Here is an 11,696-nt window from a genome sequence, read left to right on the forward strand (position 1 = left end):
TGTAAGGAAGGTAATCGTGAGTTTCGCTGTTTGTCCTGGTCAGGCTGCTTTCGTGATTTCGACGTTGTAGCCGAGGTTGCGGAGTTGGTTGAGGGCTCGGCGGCGGGTCCGATCGGCGTTGGTGCGTTCGTAGTGGTCGCCGCCGAGGTCGTGGAACTCGGTGTCGGTGGTCAGCATGTACCAGATCGCCACGCCCATCGCCCGTTCGGTGGCGACGATCGCGCGCAGGAAACCGCGACGGGCTTTGATGCGCCGGTACCGGACGGCGAGGTAGTACTGACCGTTGCTCTTGGCGATCGCCAGCGCCGAGATTCCCAGTGCGCCCTTGAGCCAGGTGTCACCGGGTCTGGCTTTCACATTCTTGCGGCGGTTGGCCGACTGGTATTGCCCCGGGCTGACGCCGATCCAGGAGACGAACTGCTCCGGGGTGGGGAACACGCTCATATCGCCGCCGGTCTCGGCGATGATGATGTTGGCGACGGTCACCGAGATTCCGGGGATCGTGCAGAGGAGGTCGCGGGCACGACGAAACGGGGACATCGCCTCCTCGATCAACGCTTCAAGCTCACGAATTTGTCCGTCGAGCGCGGCGATGTGGTCGAGGTGGAACCCGATGATGCGACCATCGTGGTCGGAGAATCGTCCGGTCAACGCCCGAACCAGTTGAGGGCGTTTGGCATCACGCATTCGCTTGACCGCGAGATCGGCGAGCACTTCGGGATCGCGTTCCCCGTCGACGAGAGCGCGGAGCATCCGATTGGCCGAGACGCCTTCGAGGTTGGAGGCGACCAACGACAGTTTGATGCCGGGCCCCTCCAACCGCTTCTCCAACCGGGAGACCTCCCGAACCCGCTCGCGGACGTACACGGTGCGTAACCGGGTCAGGTCACGCAGTTCCCGGATCGGTTGCGGCGGCACGAACGAACCGCGGACCAGACCGTGCGCCCCGAGATCGGACAGCCACATCGCGTCGTTGACGTCGGTCTTGCGACCGGGGACGTTCTTGACCTGAGCGGCATTGGCCAACAACAACGTGACGCCGTCGTCGATCAGATCCTCGAGCACGTAGTAGAACGGCTTCCAGTAGTCGCTGGTGGCCTCCATCACGATGCATGTGACCTGCTGGGCCTGCAGGTAGTCGCGTAGGGCGAGGACCTGGTCGGTCATCGAACCCCAGTCGGAGACATCCATCGAGGTCTTGCGTGACCCTGAGCCCTGGATCCGGACACACACTTTCGCGCTGGCTTTGCCGATGTCGATGCCGGCGCACCGCTGATGCAAGACCTCCATGACAGGACTCCGATCAGGTCAGGACCATCCGGTGGCCACCGGAACAGTCGGTGAGGGCGTGTGTCACGGGAGGACGACGACATTTCGAAGTCTGTAAGACGTGCTCAAAGGCAACAATCCGCGGATCGGTGGTGCCCCATAGAGTGGTGTAACTCGGTGACCAGGACGGTCGCCGGCAGCGTGTCGTTGCCGGGGACGGGAGCGGTCACCGTGTGATCCTTCGAGTCAACCTTCCACAGAATCCTCGAACGGAGTCATCACGATGACCGCACCCCATATTGTCGACCCTGCTGGCCTGCTGAGCCAAGCCCTCGCCGATGCATCACCGGATCTGATGCGCGAGCTGTTGCAGACGATGATCAACGCCCTGTTATCGGCCGATGCCGACGCCGTCTGCGGCGCCGAATGGGGCCGCCGCTCCGAAGACCGCACCAACCACCGCAACGGCTACCGGCACCGCCCCCTCGACACTCGCGTCGGCACGATCGACGTCGCTGTGCCGAAGCTGCGCTCGGGCACCTACTTCCCCGAGTGGTTGCTCGAACGCCGCAAACGCGCCGAAGCCGCACTGATCACTGTCGTGGCGGACTGCTACCTGGCCGGAGTCTCGACCCGCCGGATGGACAAGTTGGTCAAGACCTTGGGCATTGATTCGTTGTCGAAGTCGCAGGTCTCCCGGATGGCCGAAGATCTTGATGAACAGGTCGCTGCGTTTCGTCATCGCCGTCTCGACGAGGCTGGCCCGTTCACGTTCGTCACCGCCGATGCGTTGACGATCAAGGTCCGCGAGAACAAGCAGGTCGTCAAAGCCGTCGTACTGTTAGCCACCGGCGTCAACGGTGACGGCCACCGCGAAGTCCTCGGTATGCAGGTGGCCACCAGCGAGAGCAAAGCCTCGTGGCACACGTTCTTCGCCGACCTGGTGGCCCGCGGCCTCGGCGGAGTCCGGCTGGTGACCTCCGACGCGCACGCCGGCCTCATCGAAGCGATCGCAGCGAACTTGCCGGGAGCGGCGTGGCAGCGCTGCCGCACCCACTACGCCGCGAACCTGATGGCCGTGTGCCCCAAGTCGATGTGGCCAGCGGTGAAGGCGATGCTGCACAGCGTGTATGACCAGCCCACCGCAGGGGCCGTCAACGCCCAGTTCGACCGGCTCATCGAGTACACCGAAGGACGGCTCCCCGATGTGGCCGAGCACCTCGGCGATGCTCGCGAGGACCTACTGGCGTTCACCGCGTTTCCTGACGACGTGTGGCGACAGATCTGGTCCAACAACCCCACCGAGCGACTCAACCGCGAGATCCGCCGCCGCACCGACGTCGTAGGCATCTTCCCCAACAGAGACGCCATCATCCGGCTCATCGGCGCCGTCCTGGCCGAACAGACCGACGAATGGGCCGAAGGACGCCGATACCTCGGCCTGGAAGTCCTGGGCCGATGCCGACTAACCCTGACCACCGACACCGACACCGACCCGAAGACGGAGGTGAGTACCGACCCGCTGATAGAACTACCCGCCTGAACACCAACGAAGGATCACAAACCAGTTACACCACTACCCGGGACTTGACCCCTTCAGGATGGTCGAGTTCGCCGACGCGAGCTTGCGAGCGCTCGTCGAATATCGAGACCGCCGCGGGCTGGGGCATGAACCACGAAAACAAAACGGCGCCCGCCTCCGAAGAGGCGGGCGCCGTTGCGTGCTGGGTGCGCGGATCAGCGACCGTGACGCGGGGCGTCACCCGGATCCTGACCCGGTGCCGGCGGGTACTGACCCGGTGCGTACTGGCCCGGAGGCAGGTTGCCGGGAGGCGGGTACTCGCCCGGAGCCGGGTTCGGCGTCGGGAAGCCGCCGGTCGGCGGGCCGGCAGGCGGGTTGAAGCCCTGCTGAGCCTGCGGCTGGCCCTGCTGGCCCTGGTAACCCTGCTGCTGCGGCGGGACCTGCATGGTCTGCGTGCGGTCGCCGTACCCCGGAGCCGGAGCCTGCTGCGGTGCGGCCGGTGCGGCGACGGGAGCGGGCGCCTGCGCACCGCGCTGACGAGCTTCTTCGGCGGCCTTTTCAGCCTCGACCTTGGCCTTCTCGGCGGCGTCGCGTGCCTTCGCCTCGGGATCCAGCGCGTTGCGGATCTGGGTCAGCAGCACGATCTCCTCATCCGGATCGTCCTCGCCGTCCTCGAGCTTGCGCAGTTCCTGCAGCTTGTTGTACGGCACGACGATCAGGAAGTAGACCACGGCGGCGACGATCACGAAGTTGATGAACGCCGAGATGACCGCACCGAAGTCCAGGAACGTCGCGGGCTTGTCGGAATCGATCGCGAAGCCGAACCCGCAGACGAAGTCATTGCTGCCCTCGGCGGTCTGCGGGCAATCACCGGTCGGGATCACCGCGATCAGTGGATTGATGATCTTATCGGTGAAGGCCGTGACGATCGCGGTGAAGGCTGCGCCGACGATGACCGCAGTGGCCAACTCGACGACGTTCCCCCGCATCAGGAAATCTTTAAAGCCTTTAAGCACTGTGTTCCCCTCTGGATTTGATTGTGCCTATTGCTAATCGGTGAGTCTAAACCACACCGGAGCGATTCGTGCGACGTAAGGGGCTCTTTACGTAACGGTTCAATGGAGAATCAGGGCTAATGCGACATCGAGACTACCTGCGGCGACGCGCTGAGCGGAGGCCTCATCCATCGCCAGGAGAACCGGCGGGTTGGCGCCCGGAGGCGTTCTTCCGCTCGAATTCGAGGGAGCGACGGCGACAACCGCGCCCCGCGCGAGAACAGTCCGCTCGGCGTCGATCACATCCACCACATCGCCCTGTCGAACCAGATGCGCCACCGATTCATCGGCCGGTCGGACGGGGACCAGTCGGGCGCCACGGATGCCGGTCAGCGATTCGGGAAGTCGCGCCGTCAGAATTCTCTCCTCGGTGATCACCTCACCGCGATTCACCGGACCAGTGAGGCGTTGACCGATCGCCTTCTCGTAATCGGTCAACGCGTGATCGGGAGTCACCTCGATCGGCGTCGCCCGGGCCACGAGGTCCTCGGCGGCGAGGACGGTGCCCGGCTTGAGATCGGTCGCCGCGACGATCAGCGGCGGCGCCTCCGGACGGCGGGTGGAGACGACGGCGGTCGCGACGGCGGCGACCACCAGAACGAGTGCCACGAACCGACGCGTGCGGACCGATCGGAATCGGCCGCTCGACCAGGCGGATCGCAGTCGCGCGCGAACAGTGGGGGACAGGCTTCGGTCACCGGATGCGGGTTTCATGCGGCCAGCATCGGCGGCGTCGGCGGCGGACGAGAGACGAAATCGTCGGGTGTGGATGAATCGAGTCTCCGGACGGTGATTTCCACAGATTCCGCATCTGTCAGGATGTGAGCATGAGCGATGACGTGACCCCAGACACCGTGGCCGCCTCTCCGGCGGAGGGCCCCGGACCGCAGCGCGGCGGTTGGCGGGTGTGGGTCAGCGGCGACGTTCAGGGCGGCGCCATCCTGCTGGTCGCAGCCCTGATCGGGTTCGTTTGGGCCAACACACCGTGGCGGGAGGCCTATCACTCGCTCCTGGCGACGACGGTGGGACCGGAGTCGCTGCACCTGCACTTGACGCTGGCCCAGTGGGCGTCGGACGGACTGCTCGCGATCTTCTTCTTCGTCGTGGGACTGGAGCTCAAGAACGAGTTCGTCACCGGGAGCCTCCGCAGTCCCAAACGGGCGGGCGTCCCGATCGCGGCGGCGGTCGGCGGCATGGTGGTGCCCGCGTTGATCTTCGCCGCCGTCGTCTCGATCGGTGACCCCGAGGCCCTGCGCGGCTGGGCGACGCCGACCGCCACCGACATCGCGTTCGCGCTCGCCGTGTTCGCAGTCCTGGGCCGCGGTCTGCCCGTGGCCCTGCGCGTCTTCCTGATGACACTGGCGGTGGTCGACGACCTCCTCGGCATCGTCGTCATCGCGACCGTCTACACCGAGAACATCGACTTCCTGATGCTGGCGCTGGGCCTGGTCTGCATCGTCGCGTTCGGCTTCGTGATCCGCCTGGCGCGGATCCACTGGTGGGTGCTGCTGCCGTTGGCGCTGGCCGCATGGGGATTCGTGCATTCGTCCGGCGTCCACGCCACCGTCTCCGGCGTGCTGCTCGGATTCATGGTTCCGGCCATGGCGATCCGCGGCGAACGACTGCCGCGCACCGAACGGATGGAGGCCGTGATGGCACCGATCTCGGCGGCCGTCGCCCTGCCGCTGTTCGCGTTCGCGTCGGCCGGCGTCACCGTGATCGGCGTCGGACACATCATTCAGCCGGTCAGCATCGGCGTCTTCCTGGGCCTGGTGGTCGGCAAGGTGATCGGTGTCCTCACCACCACGTTTCTGGTCACCAAGCTGACGCCGCTGCAGTTGGCCGAGGGCATCTCGCTGCGCAGTCTGCTGCCGGTGACCCTCCTGACCGGTATCGGCTTCACGGTCGCACTGCTGATCGCCGAACTGTCCTTCGACGCAGGAACCGGCCTTCCCGCAGATCATCTGCCTGCGGCGAAGATCGGCATCCTCCTCGGTTCACTGACCGCGGCGATCCTGGGCGGTGCGCTCCTGCGTTGGGACGCCCGCCGAATCGGTCACACGACCTCGGTCTCGGTGGACCTCGGCGAGTAGCTCTCCCAGAACTTGGCGCCCTGGATCCCCAGTTTCTTCGGATCGAACACCGGATCCACGCCCATCTTCTTCTGCGCCTCGTAGTCGCGCAGTGCCTTGTACGCAGGCTGCTGCAGGATCAGGATGCCGATGATGTTCAGCCAGGCCATTGCACCGACGCCGATGTCGCCCAGCGCCCACGCCTTGCCGGGCGTGGTGACCGCGCCGTAGACCACGGCGATCAGGATCGTCGCCTGCAGCACCAGCGTCAGGTCGCGGCCCAGGGTGCTGCGCAGCGCCTTGATGTACGTGGTCGACGCCTTGCCGAGCAGGAACCGCAGGTTGGTCTCGGCCATGTAGTAGTAGGCGATGATCGTGGTGAAGCAGAAGAAGCCCAGCGAGATCGCGACGAACGACGCGCCCGCACCGCTCCACAGCGTGTCGAAGCCGATCTGAACGTAGGCGGCACCCGGCTCGGGGTCGGGCGTGACGCTGCTGAACAGTTCGGTGTCGCGGAGGATTCCGCCGGCGACCGACTCGCCGTTGTACACGCGGTAGGCCCCGGTCGAGAGGATCAGGAAGCCGGTGGCCGAGCAGACGAACAGGGTGTCGATGTAGACCGCGAACGCCTGGACCAGGCCCTGCTTGGCCGGGTGCGAGACCTCGGCGGCAGCGGCCGCGTGCGGCCCGGTGCCCTGACCGGCCTCATTCGAGTAGATGCCGCGCTTGACACCCCACATGATGGCCGAGCCGAGGATCGCACCGAAGCCCGCGTCGAAACCGAAGGCGCTGGAGAAGATCAGGCGGAAGGTCTCCGGGATCTGGTCGGCGTTGATCAGCACGACGATGATCGCCAGGACGATGTACACGATCGCCATGAACGGCACGACGACGGCGGCGAAGTTCGCGATGCGCTTGACACCGCCGATGATGATGAAGCCCAGCACCAGCGCGGTGGCGGCGCCGACGACCCACTTGTCGATGGCGGGCCACGCGGTGTGCATGGACTCGGCCATCGAGTTGGCCTGAATTCCCGGCATCAGAACGCCGCAGGCCAGGACCGTGACGGCCGCGAAGATCAGCGCGTAGATGCGGAAGAAGCCCGACGCCTTGGTGTGCTTCAGCGCGCGGTTGAAGTAGTAGGCCGGGCCGCCGCGGTACTCACCGGTCAGCGGATCCTTGGTCTTGTAGATCTGGCCCAGCGTGCACTCGACGAACGACGTCGAGGCGCCGAGGAAGGCCGTCGCCCACATCCAGAACAGGGCGCCCGGGCCGCCGAACGCGATGGCGGTCGCGACGCCGACGATGTTGCCTGCGCCGACACGTCCCGCGAGGGACATCGCGAGCGCCTGGAACGACGAGACGCCGGACTCGGACGACTCGCCCTTGAACATCAGCTTGATCATGTGTCCGAAGTGTCGGACCTGGAGGAACCTGCTTCTGATCGAGAAGTAGACTCCTGCGCCGAGACAGAGGAAGATCAGACCTCTGCTCCAGATCCATTCGTTAGCCGTGTCGATGAGTGTTCCCATGCGGGCGTATCTCTCCCCTGTGTCGGAAAAATGTCCCGCTCACCTTGTCATGGTGACGTCGATCACGGAAGCGGAAGGGTGCCGACTGGCACTCGGAATGTTTGAGTGCCAGGTTCGGTTTACACTGGACGACGAGATCTACACCTTCGGAGGTTCCCGTGCCCACCTACAGCTACGCGTGCACCGTGTGCGACAACAAGTTCGACATCCAGCAGGCGTTCTCGGACGACTCGCTGACCGTCTGCCCCGAATGTGGCGGGCGACTGCGCAAGCTGTTCAACTCGGTCGGCATCGTCTTCAAGGGCAGCGGCTTCTACCGCACCGATTCGCGCTCGGGCAACAGCTCGGTGGCCGCCGGGTCGTCGTCCAGCAGCGACTCGAGTTCCAGCTCGTCGAGCAGCTCGAGCAGCAGCGACTCGTCGTCGAGCAGCAGCTCCAGCACCGCCGGCTCGGCCGCCGCATCCGCCTGACCGCCGTCAGCCGATCTTCACGAACCCGTTCCCGGGGGTGAGGATCCAGTCCATCGGGACGTCGTTCGCCTCGTGCGGCACACCGTCGTCGGCCAGTTCGTCGTCGTGCACCACGGCGACGACCGGCGCGTCGACCGCCGCGAGCGTGCGGTCGTAGTAGCCCGCCCCGCGACCCAGCCGGGCACCGGTCCGGTCTGCGGCCACCGCAGGCACCAGGATCAGCTTCGCCTCGTGGAGCGCATCCGGATCGAGGCGGTACCCGCGCGGCTCCAGCAGTCCCCACCGGCCGGTCTCCAACGCGTCTCCGCCGTGATACTCACCCCACTGCAGCCGGGTCGGATCGCCCTCGGGAACGATCGGCAGCAGCACCCGCAGGTCGCGGTCGAGGAGGGCGTCGAGCATCGCCGTGCCGCCCGGCTCGGCGCGGGTCGCGACATATGCGGCCACCACGTCGCCCGGATCCAACTCGACCGGCAGCCGGTACATCCACTCGGCCAACTCTGCGTTGTGTTGGGCCAGGACGAACGGTGACAGTCCGGCCCGCGCATCCAGGACGCGCCGCCGCATCTCGGACTTCGATTCACTCATCACAGCCCCTTCGCAAGACTCCACCTGTGATCCTGCCAGAAACAGCCACTACGCTGAGCCTCATGCCCGACACCCCCGCACGGCCCGCCGGTCGACGTTCCGCCGAGGTCGCCCCGCCGATCCCGTACACCGCCGTCGTCCCGGCTGCAGGCCTGGGAACCCGCTTCCTGCCGGCCACGAAGACGGTGCCGAAGGAACTGCTGCCCGTCGTCGACACCCCCGGCATCGAGCTGGTGGCAGAGGAGGCCAAGTCGGCGGGTGCGGAGCGGCTGCTGATCGTCACCTCGCCCGGCAAGGACGGCGTGGTGGCGCACTTCGTGGAAGACCTGGTGCTGGAGCACACCCTCGCCTCGCGCGGCAAGGAGGCGATGCTCGCCAAGGTCCGCAACGCGCCGTCGCTCCTCGAAGTGGCGTCCGTGATCCAGGACAAGCCGCTCGGCCTGGGCCACGCTGTCGGCTGCGTGGAGGGCGAGCTGGCCGACGACGAGGACGCGATTGCCGTCCTCCTGCCCGACGATCTGGTGCTGCCCGGCGGAACGCTCGGCCGAATGGCTGCCGCCCGCGCCCGCTACGGCGGCAGCGTGCTGTGCGCCATCGAGGTCCCCGGCGACGAGATCAGCGCCTACGGCGTCTTCGACGTCGAGGACGACCCCGAGAATCCCAACGTCAAGCGGGTCCGCGGCATGGTCGAGAAGCCGCATCCGTCGCTGGCGCCGTCGAACCTGGCCGCCGCGGGACGCTACATCCTGGACCGGAAGGTCTTCGACGCGCTCCGTGCGATCAAGCCCGGTGCGGGCGGCGAGCTGCAGCTCACCGACGCCATCGCGCTGCTCATCGAGTGGGGCGAGCCCGTGCACGTAGTGATCCACGAAGGCACCCGTCACGATCTCGGCAACCCGGGCGGCTACCTGAAGGCCGCCGTAGACTTCGCGCTCGACCGCGACGATTACGGTCCCGAACTGCGCGCATGGCTCACCCGGCGGCTGGCCCAGGACCACTGACCTCCGCGCGCCTTCGTCCGCGGGACGCGGCGGGCCGTTAGCCTCGAAGGGCACGCTGCCCGGCGGCCGTTCCCGTGGTCGTCGCAGTGCGCCTGCGTTGACCTGAGGGAATGTGAGGAGAACTATGCGCTCGGTCGAGGACCATCTGAGCCTCGTGACCGCCTCGGTGGTCGCGCCACGACCGGTGCAGGTTGCCATCTCCGAGGCGGAAGGGCTGCTCTGCGCGGAAGAGGTGGTCACCTCCGATCCGCTGCCAGGCTTCGACCAGGCCGCCATCGACGGGTACGCGGTGCGCGCCGTCGACGTGACCCTCGCCGGGGCGGAGGCACCCGACGACATGTCGACGCTCGTCACCCACGACGTCGACGTGGAGGAGCTCGACGACTCCGGCCGCCTGGTGGTGCATCTGCCGGTGGTCGGCGACGTGACCGCGGGCTCCCGCACCCCCACCCGGCTGCAGCCCGGGCAGGCCGTGCGCGTCGAGACCGGCGCGCCGATGCCGACGCTGGCCGACGCGGTGGTACCGGTCCGCTGGACCGACGGTGGCGAGGACCGCGTCATGGTGGGACACGGCGTGGACTCGGGCGATTACGTCCGCCGCACCGGTGACGACGTCCGCCCCGGCGACGTCGCCGTCCGTGCCGGCTCCATCATCGGCCCGGCCCAGGTGGGGCTGCTGGCGGCCGTCGGACGATCGCGTGTCCTGGTGCATCCCCGCCCGCGCGTCTCGGTGATCGCCGTCGGCAACGAACTGGTCGACATCGACCGCAACCCGGGGGCCGGTCAGGTCTTCGACATCAACAGCTATTCGCTCGCGGCCGCCGCGCGCGACGCCGGCGCCGACGTCCACCGTGTCGGGATCGCGGAGCGTGAACCCGCCAAGCTCCGCGAAGCCGTGGAGGCGCAGCTCATCCGGTCCGAGATCGTCGTGATCTGCGGATCTCTCGGCGGTGCGGCGTCGACTGCCATCACCGACGCGCTCGCCGACCTGGGCGACCTCGACGTCGGGCGGGTCGGCATGCACCCCGGTTCCGTGCAGGGCTTCGGGTGCCTGGGCCGCGACGAGATCCCGACCTTCCTGCTGCCCGCCAACCCGGTCAGCGCCCTGGTGACCTTCGAGGTGATGGTCCGCCCGCTGATCCGCATCGCCCTCGGCAAACGCCAGCCCATGCGCCGCACGGTTCGGGCCCGCAGCATCGGCCCGATCCTCTCGGTGCTGGGGCGGCGCGGTTACCTGCGCGGACAGCTGATGCGCGACGAGCGGTCCGGCGACTACCTGGTCCAGGTGATCGGCGAGTCGGAGACCGGAACCTCCCACCTGTTGGCGGAGCTCGCCGAGGCGAACTGTCTGATCATGGTCGACGAGGACGTCGAAGAAGTCCGCACCGGCGACGAGGTGGACGTGATGTTCCTGGCCCAGCGCGGATAGCCGCTCGGCCCGCCCGCATACAATCGCACCTGTGTTGAGGTGGTTGGTCGATTCCCCGCGTAATCCGGGATGGCCCGCGGAATTGGGTCCGGTACGGGTCAAGGCGGGCGTGGTGACGGTGCGTCCCATTCGGATGCGCGACGCGTCGGAGTGGAGTCGGCTCCGCATCAAGAATCAGAACGACCTGCTGCCGTGGGAACCGACCGGCCAGGGGCCGTGGGCGGCGCGACACCAGCCGTCGTCGTGGGGGCAGATGTTCTCGCTCCTGAAAGCCGAGGCCAAACGCGGGAACGTGCTTCCGTTCGTGATCGAGCTCGACGGCCGCTACGCCGGTCAGTTGACCATCGGCAATGTGCAGCGCGGAGCCGTCCGCAGCGCGTGGATCGGTTACTGGGTGGACTCCGAGGTCGCCGGGGCGGGCGTGGCGTCCGGAGCCGTCGCCCTCGGCGTCGACCATGCCTTCGGTCCCGTCGGCCTGCACCGTCTCGAGGCCACCGTGCAGCCCGACAACCAGGCGTCGCAAGCCGTCCTCGGCAAGATCGGATTCCGGCAGGAGGGGCTCCTGAAGCGCTACATGGACGTGAACGCCCGCTGGCGCGACCATCTGCTGTTCGGGCTCACCGTCGACGAGGTGTCCGGCAGCGCCGTCGACACGCTGATCCGGGCGGGGCGCGCGTTCGCCGTCTGACGCCTGATCGTTGACTGAGAATCGAAGTCGTCCGGCGCGCCTGAGCTCCGGTGCGGGCTGCGGTTCCTAC

11 protein-coding genes are annotated in these 11,696 nt (G+C 67.0%); 6 read left to right on the top strand and 5 right to left on the bottom strand.

Annotated features, from left to right (window positions below; all coding sequences use genetic code 11):
* Positions 1 to 39: 39 nt before the first annotated feature.
* Positions 40 to 1,290 carry an IS110 family RNA-guided transposase gene (locus tag ACH46_RS04345; RefSeq protein WP_062391847.1) on the bottom strand — a complete coding sequence of 417 codons (1,251 nt, stop codon included), beginning with the start codon at positions 1,288 to 1,290 and terminating at the stop codon, positions 40 to 42.
* Positions 1,291 to 1,552: 262 nt separating this feature from the next.
* On the opposite strand from ACH46_RS04345, the gene ACH46_RS04350 reads away from it, so the two are divergent.
* The gene (locus ACH46_RS04350) at positions 1,553 to 2,812 is read left to right on the top strand and encodes an IS256 family transposase (protein WP_062391848.1); all 1,260 of its coding nucleotides are present in this window, start codon (positions 1,553 to 1,555) and stop codon (positions 2,810 to 2,812) included.
* A gap of 194 nt (positions 2,813 to 3,006) precedes the next feature.
* Here the strand turns inward: ACH46_RS04350 and ACH46_RS04360 are convergent, their stop codons facing one another.
* Both ACH46_RS04360 and ACH46_RS04365 read right to left on the bottom strand, forming a co-directional pair.
* Positions 3,007 to 3,780 (bottom strand): MscL family protein, encoded by a 774-nt coding sequence (locus tag ACH46_RS04360; protein ID WP_236995113.1) that lies wholly within the window; start codon positions 3,778 to 3,780, stop codon positions 3,007 to 3,009.
* A 126-nt stretch (positions 3,781 to 3,906) separates the two neighbouring features.
* Entirely contained in the window at positions 3,907 to 4,455 is a 549-nt protein-coding gene (locus ACH46_RS04365) for an SAF domain-containing protein (protein WP_062394951.1), read from the bottom strand.
* A 218-nt stretch (positions 4,456 to 4,673) separates the two neighbouring features.
* Here ACH46_RS04365 and nhaA point away from each other — a divergent pair, with 218 nt between their 5' ends.
* The gene (gene nhaA, locus ACH46_RS04370) at positions 4,674 to 5,939 is read left to right on the top strand and encodes a Na+/H+ antiporter NhaA (protein ID WP_062391851.1); all 1,266 of its coding nucleotides are present in this window, start codon (positions 4,674 to 4,676) and stop codon (positions 5,937 to 5,939) included.
* Here the strand turns inward: nhaA and ACH46_RS04375 are convergent.
* A complete protein-coding gene (locus ACH46_RS04375) occupies positions 5,903 to 7,450 on the bottom strand; it encodes an alanine/glycine:cation symporter family protein (RefSeq protein ID WP_062391852.1) in 1,548 nt (515 codons plus the stop codon). The two genes, nhaA and ACH46_RS04375, sit on opposite strands and share 37 nt — an antisense overlap.
* A 158-nt stretch (positions 7,451 to 7,608) precedes the next feature.
* On the opposite strand from ACH46_RS04375, the gene ACH46_RS04380 reads away from it, so the two are divergent.
* Positions 7,609 to 7,920, top strand: coding sequence for an FmdB family zinc ribbon protein (locus ACH46_RS04380; RefSeq protein ID WP_062391853.1), 312 nt, complete (start codon positions 7,609 to 7,611; stop codon positions 7,918 to 7,920).
* 6 nt (positions 7,921 to 7,926) lie between these two features.
* Here the strand turns inward: ACH46_RS04380 and ACH46_RS04385 are convergent, their stop codons facing one another.
* The gene (locus ACH46_RS04385; protein ID WP_062391854.1) at positions 7,927 to 8,508 is read right to left on the bottom strand and encodes a 5-formyltetrahydrofolate cyclo-ligase; all 582 of its coding nucleotides are present in this window, start codon (positions 8,506 to 8,508) and stop codon (positions 7,927 to 7,929) included.
* A gap of 62 nt (positions 8,509 to 8,570) precedes the next feature.
* Here ACH46_RS04385 and ACH46_RS04390 point away from each other — a divergent pair, with 62 nt between their 5' ends.
* The 3 genes from ACH46_RS04390 to ACH46_RS04400 all read left to right on the top strand — a co-directional run bounded on the left by ACH46_RS04390 (position 8,571) and on the right by ACH46_RS04400 (position 11,626).
* Positions 8,571 to 9,509: a UTP--glucose-1-phosphate uridylyltransferase gene (locus ACH46_RS04390; RefSeq protein WP_062391855.1), complete on the top strand. Its 939-nt coding sequence runs from the start codon at positions 8,571 to 8,573 to the stop codon at positions 9,507 to 9,509.
* A 124-nt stretch (positions 9,510 to 9,633) separates the two neighbouring features.
* Positions 9,634 to 10,938, top strand: a complete 1,305-nt coding sequence (gene glp, locus ACH46_RS04395; protein WP_062391856.1) for a molybdotransferase-like divisome protein Glp — start codon at positions 9,634 to 9,636, stop codon at positions 10,936 to 10,938.
* Positions 10,939 to 10,969: 31 nt separating this feature from the next.
* The gene (locus tag ACH46_RS04400) at positions 10,970 to 11,626 is read left to right on the top strand and encodes a GNAT family N-acetyltransferase (RefSeq protein ID WP_062391857.1); all 657 of its coding nucleotides are present in this window, start codon (positions 10,970 to 10,972) and stop codon (positions 11,624 to 11,626) included.
* The last annotated feature ends 70 nt before the right edge of the window (positions 11,627 to 11,696 follow it).

Source organism: Gordonia phthalatica (genome assembly GCF_001305675.1).
GTDB lineage: Bacteria > Actinomycetota > Actinomycetes > Mycobacteriales > Mycobacteriaceae > Gordonia > Gordonia phthalatica.

Coding starts and splice junctions, on each gene's coding strand:
- ACH46_RS04375 (WP_062391852.1), bottom strand. CDS start 7,450: ATGGGAACACTCATCGACACGGCTAACGAATGGATCTGGAGCAGAGGT.
- ACH46_RS04360 (WP_236995113.1), bottom strand. CDS start 3,780: ATGCGGGGGAACGTCGTCGAGTTGGCCACTGCGGTCATCGTCGGCGCA.
- ACH46_RS04345 (WP_062391847.1), bottom strand. CDS start 1,290: ATGGAGGTCTTGCATCAGCGGTGCGCCGGCATCGACATCGGCAAAGCC.
- ACH46_RS04385 (WP_062391854.1), bottom strand. CDS start 8,508: ATGAGTGAATCGAAGTCCGAGATGCGGCGGCGCGTCCTGGATGCGCGG.
- nhaA (WP_062391851.1), top strand. CDS start 4,674: ATGAGCGATGACGTGACCCCAGACACCGTGGCCGCCTCTCCGGCGGAG.
- glp (WP_062391856.1), top strand. CDS start 9,634: ATGCGCTCGGTCGAGGACCATCTGAGCCTCGTGACCGCCTCGGTGGTC.
- ACH46_RS04350 (WP_062391848.1), top strand. CDS start 1,553: ATGACCGCACCCCATATTGTCGACCCTGCTGGCCTGCTGAGCCAAGCC.
- ACH46_RS04390 (WP_062391855.1), top strand. CDS start 8,571: ATGCCCGACACCCCCGCACGGCCCGCCGGTCGACGTTCCGCCGAGGTC.